A 23,419-nucleotide genomic window follows, 5' to 3' on the forward strand; every position below is an offset into this window, starting at 1 on the left:
TAGACTGGGTGAAGATGCTGTGAATGGCGACGGATCGACAACTAAAACTGACATTGGCTTCGGAGCTCAGACCCGGGCGGTGTACGCCGAAAATCCGCGCCTGAGCAAAGGGCGCCTGTTTCCGGAAACCGAAAGTCCTACCCGGACACCCTTTCAACGGGACCGCGACCGGATCATTCATTCCTCGGCCTTCAGAAGATTGAAGCACAAGACACAGGTCTTTGTATATCACGAGGGCGATCATTTCCGTACACGTCTGACGCACACGATCGAGGTCTCCCAGATCGCCCGGTCGCTGGCAAGAGCGCTGCGCCTTGACGAAGACCTCGCAGAGTGCTTGGCGCTTGCGCATGATCTCGGTCACACCCCGTTTGGACATGAAGGCGAGGATGTCATGCACGAGTGCATGGCGCCCTTTGATGGTTTTGATCACAATGCCCAGTCCCTGCGCGTTGTCACGCATCTCGAACAACGCTACGCGGAATTCGACGGATTGAACCTGGCCTGGGAAACTCTGGAGGGACTTGTCAAACACAATGGGCCTCTTCTTGATTCAGACGGCAACCCGATCGGAAAATTCAAGGGCGGCCGACTGCCGTTTGCGATCAGCGAATATGCAGACAAGCAGGATCTCTTGCTGGACACCTGGCCGGGCAGCGAGGCTCAGGCGGCCGCAATCGCGGACGACATTGCCTATGACGCTCATGACCTGGATGACGGATTGAGAGCGGGTCTTTTCGCTGTGGAAGACATGCGCGAAGTCCCGTTTCTTGCCGACATTCTGGTAGATGTTGACAGAAAGTATCCCGGGTTGGAGGAAAGCAGGCGAATCCACGAGATCGTCCGCAGATCGATCACAAGAATGGTTGAGGACGTCATCAGGGAAGCCGTCGGCAACATATCCGAACTTGATCCGAAATCTGCAAACGATATCAGAATGGCCGGAAGGGGTCTTGTCGGGTTTTCCGATGAAATGGCACTTGCGGAAAAGGAAGTTAAGAGATTTCTGTTCGCCCGTGTTTATCGCCATGCGGATGTTTTGGCCGTTCGCAAGCTCGTTGCCCGCATCGTGAAGGATCTGTTTCGCAAATACCAGTCGGACCCCGAATTGATGCCACATCCATGGAATGTTGGTCTGGGTTCCCTGGGCGATACCGAAACAGCCCGGCGAATATGCGATTACATTGCCGGCATGACCGACCGCTACGCCATCGAGGAGCACCGCAGGCTGTTTGACGACACTCCGGATTTAGGGTAGGCGCAGGGGCGAATTTGCTGCCCTGTTGTTCACGGGAATCCCGTGCTTGGAAGACCAAACTTGATCGGTGTAAAATGAATATCTTCGCAGACTTCACGCAGCGCGTGAAAAATGCACTCCAGGAGCTTGAACTTCATGATGAAAATGGAGTTTCACCGGATTTGACGCGCGTAGTGGTCGAAGCCCCGAGGGATCCCGATCACGGCGACTTCGCAACCAATGCAGCAATGGTGCTTGCAAAACCGCTCAAGATGAAACCGCGCGACCTTGCCGAAAAACTCGTCCAAAAACTCAATCAGGACCCGGACATAACCGAGACGACGATAGCTGGACCTGGGTTCATCAACCTCCGGGTCGCACCTGCCGTTTGGCAGCGGGTTCTCGGCAGTGTTCTTGGTCTTGGTGAGAGCTTTGGAGCGACTGCTCTGCAGCCTTCTCCGAAGGTGAATGTCGAATATGTGTCGGCGAATCCGACCGGACCAATGCATGTCGGACACATTCGCGGTGCCGTCGTTGGCGATGCTCTTGCCAATCTGCTGGCTTTTGCCGGCAACGATGTCGTCAAGGAATACTACATTAATGACGCGGGATCGCAGATCGAAACTCTTGCGCGGAGCGCATACCTTCGGTACCGCGAGGCTCTCGGTGAAGACATAGGCGAAATCCCGTCTGGTCTTTATCCAGGCGATTATCTCAAGCCGGTAGGGTCTCTGCTCAAGGACCAGTTTGGCGAAAAACTGCTGGGAATGCCGGATGCCGAATGGCTTCCAATCGTGAAGGAGGCCGCGATGGCGGCGATGCTCGATCTTATAAGAGCAGACCTTGCGGCACTTGGAGTCGAACACGAGATTTTCTTTTCTGAAAAAACGCTCCATGACAGGAGCGGTGCCAATGGTTCGAAGATCGACCATATGCTGGATGGGCTGCGGGAAAAGGGGCTTATCTATCAGGGGACCTTGCCGCCACCCAAAGGACAGGTGCCGGAAGACTGGGAAGACCGCGAACAGACGCTCTTTCGGGCGAGCGATTTTGGTGATGATACGGACCGGGCACTGAAAAAGTCTGATGGGTCGTATACCTATTTCGCAGCCGACGTTGCCTACTTCCAGGACAAGTTCGAACGGGGTTTCAAGGAAACGATCTATATCCTGGGTGCCGATCATAGTGGTTACGCAAAACGGTTGCAGGCTGTTGGCAAGGCAGTATCCGGCGGCGAAACCGATGTCATTGTCAGGTTTTGCCAGCTCGTGAAACTGATGCGTGACGGTGAGCCGGTCAAAATGTCCAAACGGTCGGGCGACTTTGTTACTTTGAGAGAAGTCGTCGATGAAGTCGGTTCGGACCCGGTTCGCTTCATGATGCTGTTCCGGAAAAACGACGCTCCGCTGGATTTCGATTTCAACAAGGTAACGGAGCAGTCGAAAGACAATCCGGTTTTCTATGTGCAATACGGGCATGCAAGGTGCTGTTCTGTGCTGCGACAGGCGTCGGAAGAACTTCCAGACCTGGAGACTGCGGACAGCGACCTTGCTGATGCGGACCTCACTTTGCTCGGTGACAGCGGTGAGCTTGAATTGATTGCCAAGATGGCTGAATGGCCCAAAGTGGTGAATGCAGCGGCGGAAACACATGAGCCGCACAGGATCGCGTTTTATCTACATGATTTGGCGAGTTCACTCCATGGCCATTGGAATAGAGGCAAGGAAATGCCGCATTTACGTTTTATTGACGCCGGTAACCCGAAATTAACCCTGGCACGTCTTGCTTTGGTACGTGCAATATCTTTGGTGCTCTCTTCAGGACTTTCGATTCTTGGTGTAAATGCACCTGAGGAAATGCGTTAGGCAAATGTCGCTGTCCCGTGTGCCGAAGGTGAAGCGCGCGCGGAAAAACTGAACCGGTTTTCGTAAGGCTCATGGCAAACGATTACGAAAATAATCAAGCTGATGAACCCGCGTCCTCTGCCGAGGAAGGTGCGGTGCGACCGGCCATGGAAGATCCGCTTCTTGAATTGGCACGGATTGTCCAGAAAAACAAACAATTGGGGGCAAATGTGAGCAGTGGTCGGGTCGAAAGTACAGACTATTTTGCAGAACTTGACGACTTTGCCCCGGACGCGGAAAAGACGGTAGAGCCTGCGCATGGGCGAGTTGAGCCTTCCTTTGCTGCGGACACGGTGAAACCCTCCGTCAAGGAACCGGCGGCGTTTCATCCCGAGTCTTCGCAAGCACCTATTATTGGCGAAATCCGTAACCAGTTTTTCGCAAGGCGTGACGATGATTCGGCATCGCGATTTCCGCTTGCTGAAGACCACAGATTCGCACCAACCCCTGTTGAGCCGACCGAAAACGTATCTCCCTTGTGGCCGAGGCCCAACAATCCACAGCCTTCAGAGCCGACAATAGCGGATCCCCAAACTGCAGGACCGCTAGTTGAATCCAGTTTCCTGCAGAAAGTGACTCCGGCAGAATCTTCAGCAGCGTCTGTACCACCTGCGAGTGACCCGCTGGTGCGGCAGGTTACTCAAGAAAGCACGGTACTGGCGCCCAAAGTTGCTCTGGACCTTGAGCAGAATTTGACCGCGGAACTGGAAGACGAACTCATCGGAGCGTTGCGTCAGTCTGTGGATGAGGAGATTGCGCCGGAACCGGCCGAAGCCGAAGATAATTTGGTTTCGTCTGACCCGTTTGACGAGATCACCGAATTCGAAGCCCCGGACGAATTGGCCAGCACGCAGCCGGCCGCGTACTCGCTGCCGCGAAACAATTCTTATGTGCGAACGCCTGCAGAGTTGTTGGAGCAGGTCAGGCAGACAGCGCCTTCCGACGATACTCACATCGCAGAGCAGCGCCAAATTCCTGTTGAACGTCCTCGTGAACATCCGATTCAAGTCGCCGAGCCTGAGCGCACTGTTGAGCGGAGATTGAACACGGCCTCCGAAACAAGGCGGCCGGCGATTGATGAAAGCGACTTTTTCGCTGCATTGAATCCCGAACCAGTCGCGTCGCAATCTCGCGATGTCGCGCCTGCGATCGAGGAAAAGGAAAGCCCCGCCGGAATTGACGCCCTGTTCGCTGACCTTGATTTCCCGGAGCGCGACAACAGGCAACCTGTCGCAGTTGAACCCGAGGTTCCGGAGGAGGACCTTGATGCAACGGCTGACGATATCGACGACATGGCCTGGCCTGCTGCGGCCAATGCTGTTCCGCAGGTAACGGAAGAAGAGACACCTCCACCGCCGGAAGGGTATGATCTTGATGCAGTCGCCAGAGCGATGCAGGAAAGTGACCCCAGCCTCAATGGAGCCGGTGTGTTGCCTCCGCATTCAGCCGCGGAAAAGGAAGCAATCCCGCAGGCGAAGGAGAGGTCGCGTCGGGGTCTTTACGTTACACTGGGTATCGTCGGCGTTGCTGCGCTCGGGGGAGCCGGCTTCTTTCTTGTCGATGGAGATGCAGTTCAGGTCCCGAGTGGCCCTCCACCTGTCATCAGCGGTTTGCAGGAGCCTTTGAAGATCTATCCGGAACAGAGCCAGACACAGACGAAAATTCTGGATCGGGTCAACAGTACAGCCGAAACTGTTCCGGATCGTCTGGACGTTCAGGAAACACCGCAGCCTGTCGAATTGCCGCCTGCACCGGCCTCCACCAACAACACGGAACTGGCTCCGGGAACACCCAAACAGGTGCGAACCGTTATCGTTCGTCCCGATGGCACAATCGTTTCGGCTGATGAAGCGGCGACTGCAGCCCCAACTCAGCCGATTACACCTGTACCGCAGCCTCCTGCGAACCAGGCCCCGTCGGTATCCGTTGATACATCCCGGATTGTTCCTGCTGCACCTTTAATTGCGGATTCTGCCCCGGCAGAACCAATAGTATCAGCACCCGAGCCAACAGAAACATTGCCGGTTCAGACGCAGGACGAAGCACCGGCACCAGTCGCGGCAGCCGAACCGGCTGCTCCTGATGTGCCTGCAATCGTCAACGACAATCAACAACCGACAGTGACGGAGCCGGCTGTTGCGGAGCCGGCCGCACCAGTTCCCACGGTTCTTCCCAGGAAAAAACCCGTTCCGCCTGTGCGGGTTGCCAGCGCACCTGCGACACAAAACACGTCTTCAACTCCGGCGCAGGCCGATGGTCCGCTCAACTTGAATAATGCTTCAAGTGCCCCGGCGCCTGCCGCTACGACATCCGACGGAACCTCGACAAGTGGATCGATTCCTTCCGGCACCTACATTGTCCAGGTGACGTCGCAACGCTCCGTCTCTGCAGCGAGCGATGCATTTGCAGGCCTTCAAAGGCGCTACCCGGGTGTGCTCGGCAATCGGAATGCGGTCATCGTGTCGGCTGACCTCGGCGACCGGGGAGTTTACTATCGTGCCAGAATTCCAACGAACTCGCGTGAAGACGCCAACAGGCTTTGTGAAAGCCTGACGGCAGCTGGAGGCGAATGCTTCGTAAGGCGGCAGCAGTAGCGCTTTTGCAGATCAATTCCGCACGTAGACAAAGGGTCGGATTTCCGACCCGTTCATTCTGCTGCTTGCAGTGACCGTGACGGACTGGCACCGGTCAGTTTTGGCGACATTTCCTTATAAACACTCGCAATGGCTTCAATTGCGCGCCGCACGGCAGGTTCCCTTCGCACGTCTCTGTGAACGATTATGTGCTCGGAGTTCGTCAACTCTTCCAGCGGGCCGGTCAGCGTGACAAGGTCAGGATGACCGTCACCCATGAAAACCGGCAGTACCGCGAGACCTTTGCCAGATACGGTCATGTTCAACAATGTCGTCATCGTATTGGTGCGCATTTTCGGTCGGCCGACTTGTTTTGCTTCCATCCAGCGAACCTGAGAAGGGTACCAAAGATCGTCCGGAGCAAATCCCAGCCAGTCGCAATTCTTGTATCGCAAGTCATTCAGTGCATCGGGATTGGAATTTACATAAGCACCGGATCCGTAAACGCCGTAAGCAAGGTCTCCGACCTTGCGTGCAATCAAGGTATCTGTCTCGGGAAGACAGCTGCGTATCTGCAGTTCAATGCCGCGCGATTGATGATCGGCATGCAGGTGACTTGAAATGATCTCCAATTCGACACCATCGAGAAGCTCGGTCAGATCGCAGAAACTGTCGGTCAAAATCCGTGCGCGCACTTCGTCGACTGCAACGCGCACGACCTTCAGCGCGGATCCGGAGAGATCGGGAAGAACGCGGCTCGCCGCATCCGCATTTTTGCGCATTTCTGCCGCTAGCGGTATCAGGCGCAGGCCGGCTTCGGTCGGTTTGAGACCGGTCGGTGTTCTGTCGAACAAACGCGCACCCACCCGATCTTCAAAACGCTTCAGGCGGCGGCTCAATTGAGGTTGGCTGAGGTCAAGTGCTTTTGCAGCACCGGACAAGGATCTCATCCGTGCAGCTGCATCGATCAGTTTCAAGTCATCCCAGTTCATGGGAGAGATATACATAAACGGCGACAAACCTGCAATGCGATGCGTTTTTGCATGGCAGGTATAGCGATATTGTGTCTGACCCTTGCGCGATTTCGGTGTTAGAGACAGACAACCGGTATCGAGGAAAGTACTAATGCCACCAACGTCGATCCACTCACGTCCGGAAAACACTGTACTTGCATTTGCACTTGCACTGGCCGGAATGACGGCTTTCACGCCTGTTTTCGCTGCGGGAAAGATTGCGGACGGCTTGTTGCCGGTTGCCGTTCTGGTGTGGTTGCGGTTTCTCGGCGGGGCCGTGACGATTGTCGGCTACGGTGCCGTCAGACGTGTCCCGGTTTTCTCACGGCTAAGTCCTCTTTGGAAGCTTCACCTGATGCGTGCGTTCTGCGGTGTTGGCGGACTGGCATGTACGATTTATGCCGCCAGCATCCTTCCGTTGGCCGATGCGACCGCCATCGGATTGACAAAAGGCATTATCGCCATTGCGCTTGCGGGCGTAATCTTGAAGGAGATGATTACCGGTCGTCACTGGCTGGCAGGCGGCCTTTGTGCCATCGGCGCGTATCTGGTCGTGCGGGCCGCGAACAACGCGGAGGGCGGGACGTCGCTTGCGTTGGACGGTATTATTGCCGCTCTTTTCGCGGCCGTATTCATGGCATGCGAGGCGTTGATCATGCGCTATATAGCGCAGCGTGAAGACACCGTGACAATCCTGGCCTATGTGAACGTATTCGCCAGCGTGATCCTGACGGCGCCGGTGCTCTGGCTCATCAGTGCACAGGACATCTCCTGGAACAGTCTGCTGGTGTTTGCGTGGCTCGGTCCTGTTGCAATCATTGGCCAGTCTCTCAATATCTCTGCTTACCGGCGCGCGGGCGCCGCGACACTTGCGCCGATTTACTATGGCAGCGTCGTTCTGGCGGCGATTCTTGCCTACGTTTTTTGGGGCGAAATCCCGTCTCCGCTTGCAGCAGTCGGTGCCTGCCTGATTATTCTGGGCGGGGTTGTCCTGTCGGTTCCTCTAACAGCCGGAAAGGGACAGAAGCCCGTTTGAGCCTGTTTTCCTGACTTACTTTCCCAGCAGTTTGTTTGCAAGAAACGGCAGACTTTCATCGAGGCGATAATCGATTGAAGAGTGGTTGTCATTGAACTCCTGATAAACGTGGTCAACACCGGCCGCGACCAGCTTTCTCTGCAATCTTCTCGCCCCGTAGACAAGATTGTATTGATCGACATAACCGCAATCGATCCAGAGACCCTTCATTGATTTCAGGGGGGCTATATGATCGTCGACCATCTCGACGGGATCCCAGCGCAGCCAGGCAGCCCAGCGTTCTTCGATGACCTCGCAGGTTTCCAGGTCAACGGGCAACCTGATGCCACAAAACACTTCCGGATCGGGATCAGGATCATAGGTCGCTGCCATTGCGAATGTCATGAGGTCGTGGAGTGAGTTACCCGGATATTTTGGCCCTTTTTCGAAGTCAGTGACGAAGGCCTCAATGGATCCTGCTTTTGCGATGACCCGCAGCGCGCTTGCCATTTCGGGCAAGTAGCACAGCTCGAATGCCATGTCTCCGGAATGGCACGCGGCTGCGGACCATACATCGGGGTGCTTCATGGCGTGAACGATCGAACCGTACCCACCGGACGATTTGCCGAATATACCGCGCATCCCGGCACCACCACATCCGAAACGACCCTCGATGTCTTCGAGCATCTCGGTGGTTAGCCATGTTGCCCAGGGCCCCATGACAAGGCTGTCAATGTACTGATTTCCACCGAGGCGGGTAAAGCAGTCGGGAAACGCCACAACCACGGGAGGAAGGTCTCCGTCATGGATAAGACGGTCGAGACGTTCGGGTACATTTTCTCCAAAATTTTTCCAGTTGGTGTGGGCGGGGCCTCCGGCCGTAAAACCGACAATATCCACGAGAAGAGGCAAATCGGCACCATCGTGACCATGGGGTGTATAGACAACAATCTCGCGCGTAGCCGTGTCACCCAGTCTGTTCTGGCCAAGAATCTCTGACCGGTGCGAGATCCGGTGCAGCGTGCCGGCTGGAATATCGAGACGCGCGCGCATGAGAGGCTCCAATCCTGACTGAGTGCATATGTGACTAGATTGCAAGTTCAGGGGATGGGCGCAAGAGGACAGGAAGGCTTTCTTGACGGGTTCGAAGCTGCCCGTTAAGCCGGAAGTCATGACCAAAGCCTTTGTTTCCGGGTGCGCAGGACCGTTTCTGACCCAAGACGAAATCGCCTTTTTCAGGGACGCAGATCCCTGGGGCCTCATCTTGTTTGCGCGAAACATAGAGTCGCCCGGGCAGGTGAAGCAACTTACGTCCTCGTTTCGGCAAGCCGTTGCGCGCGCAGATGCTCCGGTTCTGGTTGATCAGGAAGGAGGGCGCGTCCAGCGCCTGAAACCACCGCATTGGCCCAAGTATCCTGCGCCGAAACTCTTTGGCGACTTGTTCGACAAGAACCCTGAAATTGGGTTGCGAGCAGCCTGGCTCGGTTCGCGCCTGATTGCTGGGGATCTGTTTGAAGTCGGTGTCACGATAGACTGTCTGCCGTGTCTGGATGTTCGTTTTCCCGACACTGTCGATGCTATTGGTGATCGGTCCCTTTCTGCGAATCCGGAAACCGTTGCAACACTTGGCCGGGCCATGATTGACGGGGCAAGAGCGGGAGGGGTGCTTCCTGTCATAAAGCACATCCCGGGGCACGGTCGCGCACGAGTCGACAGTCATCTTGAGCTTCCCAGGGTGGAAGCCGGTCTTTTGGAGCTGAAAAGCGTGGATTTCCGGCCCTTCAAGGCACTTTCTAGCGTGTCATTGGGTATGACTGCCCATATTGTATACGAAGGGATCGATCCGGAAACGGCAGGAACACAGAGCAAGAAAGTAGTTCAGGATATTATCCGGAAGGAAATCGGATTTGATGGCTGCCTGATGAGCGACGACATATCGATGAAAGCACTCGGAGGTGACTTTGTCGAACGGTCCCGGAAAATAGTCGAGGCAGGCTGTGATATTGTTCTGCATTGCAACGGTGATATGGACGAAATGATAGCTGTTGCCGAAGCTGTGCCACACCTTGCTGGTGAGGCCGAACGCAGGTGCGCGAAAGCGTTGAACGAGTTGAAGGCACCGGCACCCGGCTTTGACGAAAAAGCTGCCTGGGATGAGTTTTGTACATTGACCGGGTGGCAGGGTGCTTGACCGGAGCGTGAATGGCGGAATTAGAAACCCATAGGCAGATTGCAGATGACGGCTCTTATGACCTGTTGAGCACCGTCAATTCTGTTGAACAGCGCGCCACAACGGATCCGCAGCTTGTCGTCGATGTTGATGGATTCGAAGGTCCGCTCGATCTGTTGCTCGGCCTCGCGCGCACGCAGAAAGTCGACCTGGCACGCATCTCTATCCTGGAACTGGTCGAGCAGTATCTTGAGTTTGTGGCTGAGGCCCGCAGGATGCGCCTGGAGCTGGCGGCGGACTATCTTGTGATGGCTGCGTGGCTCGCCTTCCTGAAGTCCAAGCTGCTTCTGCCCGAACAGCGGGACGAGGACGAGCCGACAGGTGAAGAACTTGCCGCTGCGCTGGCATTTCGGTTGCGTCGTCTCGAGGCAATGCGGGAAGTCTCCGAAAAACTGATGAACCGAAACCGTCAGGGCCGCGAGGTATTCCATCGTGGCGCTCCTGAAACGATGTCCGTTCAGCACAAAAGCATATGGGATGCGTCCGTCTACGACCTTCTGTCTGCATATGCGACACAGAGGCAAAGGCAGTCGGTCACGTCTGTGAGGGTGCTGAGAAGAACGGTTTGGTCGTTGCAGGAGGCACGAGAACTGCTGATGAGGCTGGTTGGGCGGGTAAGCGAGTGGGCGCCTTTGAATGCGTATTTGCGCGAATACCTCTATGACAACAAGGATTGGGCAACAATTGTCGCCAGTACCTTTTCCGCCAGTCTGGAGATGGTTCGCGAGGGTCAGGTGGAAATCCGGCAAGGTGAAGCGTTTTCACCAGTTTATATTCGCTCCATCGTGAAGGAAGAGGAAGAGGGCGATGACGTCTGACACCGACCGTCTCGACCTCGTCGATCCAAATCGGAGAAAAGCCGGCGGATCAGCGGACGATTTGACCGGCATGCGGATGATCGAGGCACTGCTGTTTGCATCGTCCGAGCCGCTGTCGCTAGAAGAATTGACGCTCAGGGTTCCTGAAGGCACGGATGTGCTGGGGTTGCTTGACCAGTTGCAGGCGCTTTATGCACCGCGCGGCGTCAATCTGGTCAAGGTCGCCGGCAAATGGTGCTTTCGCACCGCCGAGGATCTTGCCTATCTGATGCACCGAAATGTCGAAGAGCAACGCAAGCTGTCCCGCGCGGCTCTGGAGACACTTGCCATCATCGCTTACCACCAGCCGGTGACGCGGGCGGAAATAGAGGAAATACGCGGCGTCTCAACCTCCAAGGGCACGCTGGACGTGTTGCTGGAAACCACCTGGATCCGGATGCGCGGGCGCCGGCGCACACCTGGGCGACCTGTGACATATGGAACCACCGAGCAGTTCCTGGTCCATTTTGGCCTCGAGAATGTCCGGGATCTTCCCGGCCTTGAAGAGTTGAAGGGCGCTGGCTTGCTGGACAGCGCCGTGCCGGCATCCTTCATCGTTCCCACACCGAACGACGAAGTGACTTTGACGGAGGACGAAGATCCATTAGAAGACGGGTCTCTCTTTGACGAAGATGCGGAAGAGACCGCCGGAGCTTGATGCCACAGAAAGATACGTCGCTGCCGTCCAATGGAAACGGACACCAGTTGAGCTGGGGCGCGCCGGGAACCGCCGGCGCGACCATTGCAGCCGGTCTGGTATTTGAGAACATTTCGCACGACTATGATGGTGTCATGTCTGTACGCGATCTGAGTCTGTCGATCGCACCGGGCGAAATTCTGTGTCTCCTTGGACATTCTGGCTGCGGCAAGACCACGTTGATGCGCATTGCTGCAGGTGTTGAAAGACAGAGCCACGGCAAGGTTCTCATCAACGGACGTGAAGTTTCCGGAGACAGTTTCTTTCTTCCGCCTGAAAGGCGAGGCGTGGGCCTCATGTTCCAGGACTACGCTCTTTTCCCCCACATGACCATTCTTGCCAATGTGATGTTCGGCTTGACGGGGCTTCCGAACAAGGAGGCGCAAGCCGCTGCGCTTGCGGCGTTGGGGCGGGTTGGCTTGTCCGACTATGCCGGCGATTATCCTCACTCCCTTTCGGGCGGTGAACAGCAGCGGGTTGCGCTGGCACGCGCCCTGGTCCCGCGACCGGGAATTCTGCTTATGGATGAACCGTTCTCGGGTCTGGACAAGCGCTTGCGAGACAGCGTTCGGGACCAGACCCTGGCCGTCATCCGGGAAACACGGGCAACATGCATCATCGTGACCCACGATCCGGAAGAAGCGATGCGCATGGGCGACCGGATTGCCCTGATGCGCCGGGGACGACTGGTTCAACTCGGAACGGCTGCACAATTGTATAACGACCCGGTTGATCTCTTTGCGGCTCGCTTTTTCTCGGAATTGAACCAGATAGAAGGGCAGGTCACCGTGACGGGTGTCGAAACTCCGCTCGGTGTTGTAAAATCCGAATGTGCGGAGACCAATGGAAAGGTCGACGTTTGCATCCGGCCCCAGGGGATCTGTTTGAACAAGGCGGGGTTGTGTGGTGTACCCGGTCGAATTCTCACAAAACGATTCGTCGGCGAGGTCGAACTCTTGTCTGTCGTGATCGATGGACTCGACCATCCGTTGCAGGCAAGGGTTCGTGCCGGTAGCTCATGGGAAGCCGGAATGAATGTTTCGGTGGAGACGGATCCGAAGGACGTGCTTGTTTTTTCGCGCGGGGAGTCCCAAGTCTAGGACACAAAACCGGCCCTATTTCATCATTCTGTCTAAGAGCGGAAAATGTTCTTAAGGTGTATGTTGCAGGGTCAGGTCCGTTTTTGTACAAGGGCCGTAGGGCTTTAAAGCCAATTATCAGGAGTTTGGCGTATGGGCATTAGTATTTGGCAGATATTGATCATCGCAGTTGTGGTGGTTCTGCTGTTCGGACGTGGCAAGATTTCCGAACTGATGGGTGATGTTGCGAAGGGGATCAAAAGCTTCAAGAAAGGCATGGCAGAAGACGACACTGCCGACGCCCCGAAGACCATCGATCATCAGGCCGGCGAACCAGCACAGTCTGCGAAAGCTGAAGATCAGACCAAGGCGAGCTGATCTCAATCTGCATCGCGTCTCCTTAAGGGACGGTATATCTCATGTTCGATATCGGCTGGACCGAACTCATGGTGATTGCCTGCGTGGCGATCATCGTTGTAGGGCCAAAAGACCTTCCGCGCATGTTGCGCACACTTGGACAGACGATCGGAAAGGCACGGCGAATGTCGCGCGAGTTCCAGTTGACGTTCAATGATGCTTTGCGCGAAGCTGAGCAGCAAGCCGACATTGCCGACATGAAAAAGCAGGTCGAAGACGTAGCGAACTTCAATCCACTTGGTGATCTCAAAAAGTCGATTGAGGAAGATGCGGCCCAAAAGGCATCGAAACCGATGACCACAAAGCCTCCATCCGCCCAGTCAGAGACCGCCGTTGAAGAGATAGCGCCGGCTGAGCCCGCAAAAGGGGACGCCGAGCAGCCAGAAGCGGTTGCCGCAGCAGAACCTGCGGACAATCCGGACAGGAAACCGGTGACGGAAGACGTTAAGGCATGAGCCAGGATGATATCGAAGCCTCCAAGGCGCCTCTGATCGAACACCTGATCGAATTACGTCAGCGGCTGATGTGGTCGATAGCCGCAATCCTGGTGATGTTTGTAATCTGTTTCTACTTTGCGACGGACATCTACAATATCCTGACGATCCCGTATCTGCGTGCCGTCGGCGAAGGCCATCCAGTGGAGATGATCTTTACTGCGCCGCAGGAATGGTTCTTTACGCAATTGAAGCTTGCTTTGTTCGGGGCACTGTTTCTGGCGTTTCCCGTTGTGGCCAGTCAAATCTACATGTTTGTTGCGCCAGGCCTCTACAAAAACGAACGTGGCGCATTTCTGCCGTTTCTGATTGCAACACCCATTTTGTTTCTCATTGGTGCATGTCTGGTTTATTTCCTGGTTATGCCGATGGCGATGGGCTTCTTTCTGTCACAGGAACAGCTGGCCGGGGCAGGGCAGGTCGCCATTCAGCATTTGGCCAAGGTCAGCGAATATCTCGGTCTGATCATGGTCCTGATCTTTGCGTTCGGCCTGGTGTTTCAGTTGCCTGTGGTGCTGACACTGATGGGGCGGGCAGGTCTGGTTTCGTCTGAAGACCTTAAAAAGAAGCGCAAATACGCAATTGTGGGCGCCTTCGCGGCTGCTGCAATTTTGACACCCCCCGATCCGATCTCGCAGATCGGTCTTGCGCTCCCAACGTTGCTTCTCTACGAAGTCTCCATTCTGTCCGTAAGGCTGGTGGAACGCCAACGCGCGCAGCGGGAAGCTGAACGCGAAGCCGAAGACGCTACGGCCTGACCACGTATAGCTGACGTTGTTCAGTTTGCCGGACGGAATGTGTTGACAACGACCGTCGTTCGGGAAGCGAAGATGTTTGATATAAAGTGGATTCGGGAACATGCAGACGCCTTTGATCAGGCCTTGGCAAAGCGGGGATTTGAAGCTTCCGCAGCCAGGCTGATAGCGCTGGACGATTCCCGTCGCTCTCACATCACCAAGCTTCAAGAAGCACAGGAACGGCGGAATTCTGCCTCCAAGGAAATCGGCAAGGCCAAGGGTTCGGGAGACGACGCCCGGGCACAGGAACTCATTGACGAGGTAGCCCAGATCAAGGCGTTCATCCAGTCGGGTGAGGAAGAAGAGCGTCGGCTGAATTCGAATCTGGAAGCGGAAATGGCCGTTATTCCGAACCTGCCGCATGACGACGTGCCGGAGGGGGAGGATGAAAATGACAATGTGCTCCTGAGGGCCCATGGCGAAAAGCCGCAATTCACGTTCAATGAACGGCCGAAAGAGCATTTTGAACTTGGTGAAACTCTCGGTGACATGGATTTCACCACGGCTGCCAAACTGTCCGGATCGCGCTTTGTTGTTCTGAAAGGGCAGGTCGCGCGGCTGGAGCGTGCACTCGGCCAGTTCATGATCGACCTGCACACGCAGGAGAACGGCTACACGGAAGTGTCGCCACCTCTTCTGGTCCACGACGCGCCACTTTATGGCACAAGCCAGTTGCCTAAATTTGAAGAGGATCTCTTCAAAACGACGACGGGACATTATCTGATCCCGACGGCCGAAGTTCCTTTGACCAATCTTGTCGCTGGCCAGATTGTCCCGGAGGATACGCTACCGCTCCGTGTCACGGCACTGACTTACTGTTTCCGTTCCGAGGCAGGTTCTGCAGGCCGAGATACACGTGGAATGTTGCGTCAGCACCAGTTCCAGAAATGTGAGCTTGTGTCGGTCACAACACCCGAACAATCGCTCGAAGAACTCGACCGCATGCTGGCCTGCGCCGAAAAGGTCCTGCAGAAGTTGGGATTGCACTATCGTGTGATGACCCTTTGCACGGGCGACATGGGGTTCGGGGCACGCAAGACCTATGACATTGAAGTCTGGTTGCCGGGTCAGGACGCCTACCGTGAGATCTCGTCCTGTTCGGTCTGTGGCGATTTCCAGGCCCGTCGAATGAATACGCGCTTCCGGCCGGCGGACAGCAAACATCCGGTGCACGTGCACACGCTCAATGGCTCGGGTATCGCCGTCGGCCGTGCGCTGATTGCGGTTCTGGAAAACTATCAGAACGGCGATGGCAGCATTTCGGTGCCGGAAGTCCTGCGCCCCTATTTGGGTGGCCTGGAAAAGATCGGATGACAGGAGAGGTCGGGTCGTCCTGATCCGATCGATCATTTGCGTGAATGAATAATGACCCTGGCGGTAGATTCACAAAGGGCGCCGCCCGGGATAGTCCCATCTTCAGACGGAAAATCGAAGGATGGGATTTTTCTTGATTTGAATGCAAATGGAGAGACTTTCACATGCGCATCCTGATAACGAATGACGATGGCATTCACTCGCCGGGGCTGACGTCTCTTGAGCGCATTGCACGGACGATTTCAGACGATGTCTGGGTGATTGCACCAGAAACGGATCAGAGCGGAGTTGCGCATTCGTTGACACTGAGCGATCCGCTTCGCTCCAGAGCGCTCGACGATCGGCATTTCGCCATCAAGGGTACCCCGACCGATTGTGTCATCATGGGTGTACACAAGATTTTGCCGGAACGGCCCGACCTGGTCCTGTCCGGCATCAACCGCGGGCAGAACCTGGCCGAAGACGTCACCTATTCAGGAACCGTGGCAGGTGCGATCGAAGGCGCGATTCTCGGCATACGCTCAATTGCCGTATCCCAGGCATATGACTGGGACGTGAAAGCGGAACCGAACTTTTCTATCGCAGAAACTCACGCACCGGAGTTGTTCGCCCGGCTCATTGATTTTCAACTGCCGCCATACACGCTGCTGAACGTGAATTTCCCGGCCTGTGCACCGGAAGCGGTCAAGGGCTTGAAAGTCACAGTTCAGGGGCATCACGAACAAAGCGGACTTTCCATTGACGAACGTCAGGATGGACGTGGCTATCCTTACTACTGGCTTCGGTTCCGCGAGCGGGGCAAATCCGTTCTTGATAATTCCGATCTGCAGGCAATTGTCGATGGCTATGTATCCGTTTCACCGCTACGCATAGATTTGACGGCGCATGATCTGGTCGGTCACCTTGCCGAGGCACTGGCCTAAAGTCTGCAGAGAGGAAGAGCGCATGGCGGGAACGCCGCCTGGCGAAGAACAGACGATGCGGTCATCCGCTTTGCCGGATGAGGCGGAGGCGCGCGCAGCGCTGGTGCTTTCGTTGCGCCGACAGGGTATTGGAGCCCGGGACGTTCTTTCGGCTATCGAGCGCGTTCCAAGGCGCCTCTTCCTGCCTGCGCGGCACCACAGCCTCGCCTATGAAGACGTGACTCTTCCGATTGAATGCGGACAAACCGTCTCCTCTCCATCGCTTGTTGCATTCACCGCGCAGGCTTTGGACGTGTCTCCTGAGCATGCCCTTCTCGAAATAGGCACAGGCTCAGGATACCAGTCTACAGTTTTGGCGCATTTGACGGAGAGAGTGGAGACCGTCGATCGGTTTGCCACGCTTGCCGACCTTGCAAGACGACGGTTTGCGGCTTTGAAACTTGATAACGTAACAGCTCGGCAAGGCGACGGGTTCGAAGGTTTGAAACAAAAAGGCCCCTTCGATCGTATCGTTGTGACCGCCGCTATACCCTCGGTTCCTGACAACTGGGTCCAGCAACTCAAGCCGGGTGGTATTCTGATCGCACCTGTCGGTCAATCCATGCAGCCCCAGTCATTGATCAGGTTTGTGAAGACGGAAAGTGTGATGACGGCGGAAACCTTGATGCCCGTCAGAACCGTCATGCTTCAACCGGGGGTCGCACAGCGACTCTAGCCGCGGATCGTATCATCGAACTCGCAGTCAGGAGTGCGAATCTCGGGGAGGATTCGGTGCCCGATTTACTATAATCTCCCACACCGGGCACATTGTTGAATCAAAAAAGTCAAAGAAATTGGCGGGTTTGGCCGCAATCGCCAGGTGTCTTTAGTCTTTATAAACCTTACTGGCGTCTACTCTTAACCATAGCAGCCACAGTTAGCGTTATGAGTTAAGGCGATGAAAAAGCGGATGCGTACCCTCCGCGGGGATCTACTGGGAAAAGCGGCCACAATATCTTTGATCGCGGTATCCCTTGCAGGTTGTTCCAGTGCGGTTGAGCGTTTTGGAGAACCTCCGTATTATACGGGAAACACGGAAAACCAGCGTGAGATCCTGAACGGCGCGCCAAAGCAGCCGACCTATCAGGACATTGCCAACGGGCCTGGCGGAACCACCGCAGGGCTTCCGCAGGCAAGCACAGCGCCAGTGACGACCGGATCAATTCCCAAAAAGTCTTCGGACATCCAGTCAGCACCGCTGCCGGCGCCGACACAGTCTGCCGTCGTGCAGCCAGCGCCTGTACAGGCCGCTCCGGTTGCCGCGGCTCCGGCACCTGAAACAGTTAACGCAACAAACGCAAAAAGCTGGAAAGGCTGGACTTCGGCCGGCGGAACCAGGGTCAATGTTCGCCAGGGCGACAACCTGAATTCGATCGCTCGGCGCTATGGCGTGCCGGTTCAAGCGCTTGCTTCCGTCAACGGGATAGACAATGCCGATCAGGTTCGTCCTGGTCAGAGCATCGTCATACCGACTTATGTCTATTCCGATCGAAACGGTCTTGCGAGCGCTACCGAAGGTGAGAGCGGCAAGGTCAAATTGCCGAAGGTCAGCAGGAATGAAACTGTTGTCACCGGTTCGGTCTCTACAAATTCGGGAGCGGCCCCTCGACCGGATCGCAAACCGTTCAGGCAGCCGACATTCACGCAGATAAGCACCACGGAAACCATCGTCGAGGATGTTGACGTCATTCGTGTCAGTACGCTACCGAAACGCAAACCTGCCGCTTCGGGGCGCCCGGTGACGACTGCATCGATTTCAACGGACTCCAGGAAACAGGTAGCCGCTACGCCGACGGCAACGGTCCAAAAGGTTTCGCTTCCGCAACCTGCCTTGACCCAAGAACCGCGGCCGACCGAACCGATCAAGACGCCGTCCGTCGCAAGTCTCAAGCAGGATGCCGACGTTTCCAGCGAAAAATTCCGTTGGCCGGTGCGTGGCCGGATCATCTCCGACTTCGGCTCCAAACCCGGCGGAGGCAAGAACGAGGGCGTGAACCTTGCTGTGCCGGAAGGCACTCCGGTCAAGGCCGCCGATGATGGAACCGTGATCTACTCGGGCAATGAGCTCAAAGGCTACGGCAATCTCGTTCTGGTCAGGCATAGCGAAGGCTGGGTTTCGGCTTACGCGCATAACAGCGAACTGAAAGTCAAGCGTGGCGACACGATCCGGCGCGGCGACGTGGTGGGTCTTGCCGGTGCTACGGGGTCGGTCAACCAGCCCCAGGTGCACTTCGAACTGCGCAGGGGCAACAAGCCAGTCGATCCGCTGAAGCATCTGCCACAGCGCTAGGTCTTGCGTCACACACGAGAAAAAGCCCGGCAATGCCGGGTTTTTTCATGTCAGAGCCTTGCCGAGACGGCCGGCAAGATCCTGTATGTACTGATAGGCGACCCGTCCTGAGCGGCTGCCGCGGGTCGTGGACCATTCCAGCGCCTGCGAGCGCATGTCATCTTCGGGAATTTCCAGTCCGTAGTGAGCGGCATACCCGCGCACCATGTCGAGATAGTCATCCTGGCTGCATTTGTGAAAGCCGAGCCAGAGACCGAAACGGTCGGACAGGGAGACTTTTTCCTCAACCGCTTCTGCCGGATTGATCGCGGTCGAGCGTTCGTTCTCGATCATGTCGCGGGGCAACAAATGTCGACGGTTTGATGTTGCATAGAAAATGACGTTTTCCGGACGCCCTTCGATGCCGCCTTCCAGAACAGCCTTGAGCGACTTGTAGGACGTATCATCATTGTCAAAACTGAGATCGTCGCAAAAGATGATGAACCGGAAAGGTGCGGAGCGGATCAGGGCCATAAGCTTCGGCAACGATTCGATGTCTTCCCGGTGTATTTCAATAAGTTTCAGACTGCTCGAATCGTCTTCCCGGTTGATCGCCGCATGCGCAGCCTTCACCAATGACGATTTACCCATGCCGCGCGCGCCCCACAAAAGGGCATTGTTGGCCGGGAGCCCGTCCGCGAAACGTCTGGTGTTGTCGAGCAACAGGTCCCGAACATGGGAAACGGCACACAGCAGTGCAATATCGACACGGTTTACTTTCTCCACCGCGTGCAGGTCGCCCGGCTCGGGAATCCAGACAAAGGCCTCGGCGGCAGACCAGTCAGGTTCCTTCGCACTGGCCGGTACGGCGCGGCTGACGAGTTCAATCAGGGAATCGAGTTTGGCGTTCAATGCGGCAAGGTCGTTTTGCGCACTCATAATTCTTGCAACCCCAGTCAAAAAGGCCCATTTGAGAGCCTGAAACGTGTTGCGAGAGCAGTAGCATGGGGCAGGTAGCGCGAAAACGCCAGTTATTCCCATACCGGTACGCCGGAATCGGCTTGCAACGCTTGAAATGAGGCGCGCCGCCGTTATAGTCCGCGCGACCAGAATTCAGAGCGTTTTGTCAGCGTTCCAAGCGGAACGCCGGCTGAAAGACGCCCCTTAGGAGAGTTGAATGTTGATCACCCCAGCGTATGCGCAGTCCGCCGGAGCCATGGGTCCGGGATTCCTGATTCAGATCCTGCCCTTCGTGGCCATTTTCGCGATCATGTATTTCCTGATCATACGGCCGCAAAGACAGCGCATGAAACAACACCAGGAGATGGTTGCCAACCTGCGTCGCGGTGACACCATTGTGACCACCGGCGGACTTATCGGCAAAGTCGCGAAGGTGGTAGACGATAGTGAATTGCAGGTCGAACTGTCTGAAGGCATCAAGGTCCGCGTTGTGCGATCCATGATTCAGGAAGTGCGCTCCAAGTCCGAGCCGGCCAAAGACAATTCCTGAGGTGCAACGGTACCGTATCGATCTTGTTGCCAGGCCGGCGCGTTATCGGCCTGGCTGTTTTTAAGGCTCTGTCATGCTTCATTTCGCTCGCTGGAAAATCGTGCTGATCGTGCTTGTGGTTGCCGCAGGTATTCTCACGACGCTGCCGAATTTCTTTACCGCCAAACAACTCGAGAGCTGGCCGGACTTCCTGCCGAAGAACCAGATGGTTCTTGGGCTCGATCTGCAGGGTGGCGCTTATCTGCTCTATGAAGTGGATCAGAAAAAATACATCGAAGATCGTTTTAAGGCGCTTGAAGGCGAAATTCGGGACGTTCTGCGGGAAAACCCGAGAATTGGCTATACAGGCCTGGACGCTCGACCGGAGTCCGCGCAGGTCAGAATTCGGGATCTGACACGCCTGGATGAGGCAAGGGAGCGCCTTTCACCACTGGTAAATCCTCTTGTTTCCAGCTTGTTTGGAGGTCAGCCGGTCGACGAGTTCGATTTGAGTGTCGATGACAATGGACTGGTCCGGTTTACCTATTCAGAAGCAGGCCTGGACAACAGGCTTCAGTCGATCGTCCAGCAGTCCATAGAAGTCATCCGCAAACGTGTTGATGAGCTCGGCACGACCGAGCCGAATATTCAACGGCAGGGGACAGACCGGATCCTGGTGGAAGCGCCGGGTGAGGGGGATCCTGAACGCCTCAAGGATCTTATCGGTGAAACCGCGAAACTGACATTCCATCTGGTCGACAGAAACATGACGGGTGAACAGGCGCTTCAGAGCCGCCCGCCGGTGGGCACATCGGTGTTCATGTCAGTTGACGATCCTCCCATTCCCTATCTCCTGCAAACCAAACCCTTGTTGGGTGGGGAAGACCTTGTCGACGCGCAGGTTGCCTTCGGCCAGAATACCAACGAACCGGTTGTGACCTTCCGCTTCAACCAGTCGGGGGCTCGGGAATTTGCACGGGTCACGACAGAAAACGTCAATTTCCCCTTTGCAATTCTCCTGGACGATGAAGTCATCTCGGCGCCCGTGATCAGAGAGCCGATCCTGGGTGGGTCCGGTCAGATTTCCGGTAACTTTACTGTCGAGGGTGCGAATGATCTCGCAATACTGTTGCGTGCCGGCGCGCTGCCTGCACAATTGACGGTGATTGAGGAACGGTCGATCGGACCTGGCCTCGGAGCCGACTCGATCGAAGCTGGCAAACTCGCATCGATCATTGCCGGTGCAGCTGTGATCGTATTCATGATCCTTGCCTATGGCCGGTTCGGCGTCATTGCCGACCTGGCGCTTGCCACCAACATTTTCCTGATTTTCGGTGCGTTGACGGTCCTTCAGGCGACACTCACCCTTCCGGGAATTGCCGGTATCGTCCTGACGATCGGCATGGCGGTGGATGCAAACGTGCTGATCTTCGAGCGAATACGCGAGGAATCGAGGGCTGGTCGCTCGGTGATCTCGGCGATTGACGCCGGCTACAGCCGTGCGCTCGGTACAATTCTTGATGCCAATATCACCACGCTCATAGCGGCCGTGATCCTTTTCCAACTTGGATCCGGACCGGTTCGCGGATTTGCCGTCACGCTTGCGATCGGCATTTTCACGACAGTTTTCTCGGCATTCACGTTCAGCCGGTTGCTGGTGGCTCTCTGGATACGCCGCCGTCGTCCATCCGCGTTGCCGATCTGATCCGGGAGAAATAAGAAATGCTATTAAGACTCGTTCCGGACAACACCCACATCAAGTTCATGTGGTTGCGGAAATTCAGCTTCCCGCTGTCCATACTCCTTGTAATCGCTTCTCTTGCAGGCTTTTTCACCGTTGGTATGAACTACGGGATCGACTTCAAGGGCGGGACCATCATCGAGATCAAGACTGATGGGCCTGCCGATATCGGTGCCATCCGTTCCGAATTGTCTTCCCTCAATCTCGGTGATGTTCAGGTTCAGGAATTTGGTGCATCAGACGATATCTTGATCCGTGTGGAGGAACAGCCAGGCGGCGAACTCGCGCAGCAATCGGTGGTTCAACGTGTCCGGACCATATTTGCTGATGACAACGTAGACTTCCGCCGCGTTGAAGTTGTCGGGCCCAGGGTATCAGGTGAATTGGCGCAGGCTGGCGCGATTGCTGTGGGTGCCGCGCTTTTTGCCATCCTGATCTACATCTGGTTCCGCTTTGAGTGGCAGTTCGCTGTTGGGGCGATCCTGACGACGGCAAACGACGTCGTGATCACAGTGGGACTGTTCGTTCTGCTTCAGCTCGACTTTTCTCTCTCCAGCATCGCCGCTGTTCTGACGATTATCGGGTATTCACTCAACGACACCGTGGTCGTCTACGACCGCATCAGAGAAAACTTGCGCAAATACAAGAAACGGCCGCTGGCGGACATTCTGGATCAGTCCATCAACGAGACCCTGTCGCGGACAACGATGACATCTGTCACGACACTCCTGGCCCTGATTGCGCTCTATGTTTTCGGCGGAGAGGTCATTCAGTCGTTCACGCTCGCGATGATCTTCGGCATCGTGATTGGAACCTACTCGTCGATCTTCCTGGCAGCTCCTTTGCTTATCCTGCTCAACCTTCGTCCGGACGCCTTGTCCCGAAATGATGGCGATGATGAAAAGGAAGCCAAGGCGAACGCGACTGTTTAAGGATCTTTCCAGATGGAAATCCGGAAAGCTCATTTTCCCGGCAGGGCGCCAATTGATGCCTACGGCGACGGTGGCTTCAGATTTGCGAACATGTCCCACCTGGGGTCGCTGTTATGCGTCCCCAGTGGGATCTATGGTTGGAACATAGGTGATCCGGCCGAATTCAGCGATGAAGCTTTCCAGCGTGTCTTCGAAGAACATGCAGACATCGAGGTGCTGCTCGTGGGAACCGGCAAGGATTTGCGTCCGCTTCCGGCGGACCTGAAATTCCGGTTCCGCGACGTCGAAATCCTGGCAGACCCCATGTCAACGGGGGCGGCAGTTCGGACATTCAATGTTCTCCTGTCCGAGGACCGGGCAGTGGCAGCGGCTTTATTGGCGGTAGACTGATCCGGTTTT

At 55.9% G+C, this 23,419-nt stretch carries 22 protein-coding genes; 19 read left to right on the forward strand and 3 right to left on the reverse strand.

Translation table 11 applies throughout. The features are described 5' to 3' along the window. Window positions 1-52: 52 nt before the first annotated feature. From ACO6TI_RS20315 to ACO6TI_RS20325, 3 genes are all read left to right on the forward strand, one after another. Window positions 53-1,258 carry a deoxyguanosinetriphosphate triphosphohydrolase gene (locus tag ACO6TI_RS20315; RefSeq protein ID WP_208992886.1) on the forward strand — a complete coding sequence of 402 codons (1,206 nt, stop codon included), beginning with the start codon at window positions 53-55 and terminating at the stop codon, window positions 1,256-1,258. A gap of 74 nt (window positions 1,259-1,332) precedes the next feature. Further along, window positions 1,333-3,102, forward strand: coding sequence for an arginine--tRNA ligase (gene argS, locus ACO6TI_RS20320; RefSeq protein ID WP_055120765.1), 1,770 nt, complete (start codon window positions 1,333-1,335; stop codon window positions 3,100-3,102). Between the two features lie 71 nt (window positions 3,103-3,173). Further along, window positions 3,174-5,735 (forward strand): SPOR domain-containing protein, encoded by a 2,562-nt coding sequence (locus ACO6TI_RS20325; RefSeq protein WP_422383211.1) that lies wholly within the window; start codon window positions 3,174-3,176, stop codon window positions 5,733-5,735. 53 nt (window positions 5,736-5,788) lie between these two features. Here the strand turns inward: ACO6TI_RS20325 and ACO6TI_RS20330 are convergent, their stop codons facing one another. After that, window positions 5,789-6,721, reverse strand: a complete 933-nt coding sequence (locus tag ACO6TI_RS20330) for a LysR family transcriptional regulator (protein WP_422383212.1) — start codon at window positions 6,719-6,721, stop codon at window positions 5,789-5,791. A 118-nt stretch (window positions 6,722-6,839) separates the two neighbouring features. On the opposite strand from ACO6TI_RS20330, the gene ACO6TI_RS20335 reads away from it, so the two are divergent. Next, on the forward strand, window positions 6,840-7,763 hold the full coding sequence (locus ACO6TI_RS20335) for a DMT family transporter (RefSeq protein WP_422383213.1): 924 nt from the start codon (window positions 6,840-6,842) through the stop codon (window positions 7,761-7,763). A 15-nt stretch (window positions 7,764-7,778) separates the two neighbouring features. On the opposite strand, the gene ACO6TI_RS20340 is transcribed toward ACO6TI_RS20335, so the two are convergent. After that, on the reverse strand, window positions 7,779-8,795 hold the full coding sequence (locus ACO6TI_RS20340; protein WP_196999832.1) for an alpha/beta hydrolase: 1,017 nt from the start codon (window positions 8,793-8,795) through the stop codon (window positions 7,779-7,781). 118 nt (window positions 8,796-8,913) lie between these two features. Here ACO6TI_RS20340 and nagZ point away from each other — a divergent pair, with 118 nt between their 5' ends. The 11 genes from nagZ (at window position 8,914) to ACO6TI_RS20395 (ending at window position 18,879) form a co-directional block, all read left to right on the forward strand. Further along, the gene (gene nagZ / locus ACO6TI_RS20345) at window positions 8,914-9,933 is read left to right on the forward strand and encodes a beta-N-acetylhexosaminidase (RefSeq protein WP_422385321.1); all 1,020 of its coding nucleotides are present in this window, start codon (window positions 8,914-8,916) and stop codon (window positions 9,931-9,933) included. Window positions 9,934-9,944: 11 nt separating this feature from the next. Next, window positions 9,945-10,790 carry a segregation and condensation protein A gene (locus ACO6TI_RS20350; protein ID WP_422383214.1) on the forward strand — a complete coding sequence of 282 codons (846 nt, stop codon included), beginning with the start codon at window positions 9,945-9,947 and terminating at the stop codon, window positions 10,788-10,790. Next, a complete protein-coding gene (gene scpB / locus ACO6TI_RS20355; RefSeq protein WP_422383215.1) occupies window positions 10,780-11,487 on the forward strand; it encodes an SMC-Scp complex subunit ScpB in 708 nt (235 codons plus the stop codon). Before ACO6TI_RS20350 ends, scpB begins: the two co-directional genes overlap by 11 nt. Then, a complete protein-coding gene (locus ACO6TI_RS20360) occupies window positions 11,487-12,626 on the forward strand; it encodes an ABC transporter ATP-binding protein (RefSeq protein ID WP_104701657.1) in 1,140 nt (379 codons plus the stop codon). Before scpB ends, ACO6TI_RS20360 begins: the two co-directional genes overlap by 1 nt. 132 nt (window positions 12,627-12,758) lie before the next feature. Then, window positions 12,759-12,983 (forward strand): twin-arginine translocase TatA/TatE family subunit, encoded by a 225-nt coding sequence (locus ACO6TI_RS20365; protein WP_029065540.1) that lies wholly within the window; start codon window positions 12,759-12,761, stop codon window positions 12,981-12,983. A 41-nt stretch (window positions 12,984-13,024) separates the two neighbouring features. Further along, window positions 13,025-13,477, forward strand: coding sequence for a Sec-independent protein translocase protein TatB (gene tatB / locus ACO6TI_RS20370; protein WP_422383216.1), 453 nt, complete (start codon window positions 13,025-13,027; stop codon window positions 13,475-13,477). Further along, entirely contained in the window at window positions 13,474-14,274 is an 801-nt protein-coding gene (gene tatC, locus ACO6TI_RS20375) for a twin-arginine translocase subunit TatC (RefSeq protein WP_055120747.1), read from the forward strand. Before tatB ends, tatC begins: the two co-directional genes overlap by 4 nt. 72 nt (window positions 14,275-14,346) lie before the next feature. Continuing rightward, window positions 14,347-15,627, forward strand: a complete 1,281-nt coding sequence (serS, locus tag ACO6TI_RS20380) for a serine--tRNA ligase (protein ID WP_055120853.1) — start codon at window positions 14,347-14,349, stop codon at window positions 15,625-15,627. 164 nt (window positions 15,628-15,791) lie between these two features. Next, on the forward strand, window positions 15,792-16,550 hold the full coding sequence (gene surE, locus ACO6TI_RS20385; protein WP_055120745.1) for a 5'/3'-nucleotidase SurE: 759 nt from the start codon (window positions 15,792-15,794) through the stop codon (window positions 16,548-16,550). Between the two features lie 22 nt (window positions 16,551-16,572). Further along, a complete protein-coding gene (locus ACO6TI_RS20390) occupies window positions 16,573-17,265 on the forward strand; it encodes a protein-L-isoaspartate(D-aspartate) O-methyltransferase (RefSeq protein WP_422383217.1) in 693 nt (230 codons plus the stop codon). Between the two features lie 234 nt (window positions 17,266-17,499). Beyond that, window positions 17,500-18,879, forward strand: a complete 1,380-nt coding sequence (locus ACO6TI_RS20395) for a peptidoglycan DD-metalloendopeptidase family protein (RefSeq protein ID WP_422383218.1) — start codon at window positions 17,500-17,502, stop codon at window positions 18,877-18,879. A 45-nt stretch (window positions 18,880-18,924) separates the two neighbouring features. On the opposite strand, the gene ACO6TI_RS20400 is transcribed toward ACO6TI_RS20395, so the two are convergent. Further along, window positions 18,925-19,797, reverse strand: a complete 873-nt coding sequence (locus ACO6TI_RS20400; protein ID WP_055120741.1) for an ATP-binding protein — start codon at window positions 19,795-19,797, stop codon at window positions 18,925-18,927. A gap of 238 nt (window positions 19,798-20,035) precedes the next feature. Here ACO6TI_RS20400 and yajC point away from each other — a divergent pair, with 238 nt between their 5' ends. The 4 genes from yajC to ACO6TI_RS20420 all read left to right on the forward strand — a co-directional run bounded on the left by yajC (window position 20,036) and on the right by ACO6TI_RS20420 (window position 23,410). Next, on the forward strand, window positions 20,036-20,368 hold the full coding sequence (gene yajC, locus ACO6TI_RS20405; protein ID WP_055120739.1) for a preprotein translocase subunit YajC: 333 nt from the start codon (window positions 20,036-20,038) through the stop codon (window positions 20,366-20,368). Between the two features lie 73 nt (window positions 20,369-20,441). Beyond that, entirely contained in the window at window positions 20,442-22,052 is a 1,611-nt protein-coding gene (gene secD / locus ACO6TI_RS20410) for a protein translocase subunit SecD (RefSeq protein ID WP_055120737.1), read from the forward strand. 17 nt (window positions 22,053-22,069) lie between these two features. After that, complete coding sequence (secF, locus tag ACO6TI_RS20415) at window positions 22,070-23,020, forward strand: protein translocase subunit SecF (protein ID WP_422383219.1); 951 nt, start codon at window positions 22,070-22,072, stop codon at window positions 23,018-23,020. Window positions 23,021-23,032: 12 nt separating this feature from the next. Continuing rightward, window positions 23,033-23,410 (forward strand): MTH938/NDUFAF3 family protein, encoded by a 378-nt coding sequence (locus tag ACO6TI_RS20420; RefSeq protein ID WP_108875183.1) that lies wholly within the window; start codon window positions 23,033-23,035, stop codon window positions 23,408-23,410. Window positions 23,411-23,419 lie beyond the last annotated feature (9 nt).

It is taken from the genome of Roseibium album, assembly GCF_965233825.1.
GTDB classification, from domain to species: domain Bacteria; phylum Pseudomonadota; class Alphaproteobacteria; order Rhizobiales; family Stappiaceae; genus Roseibium; species Roseibium album.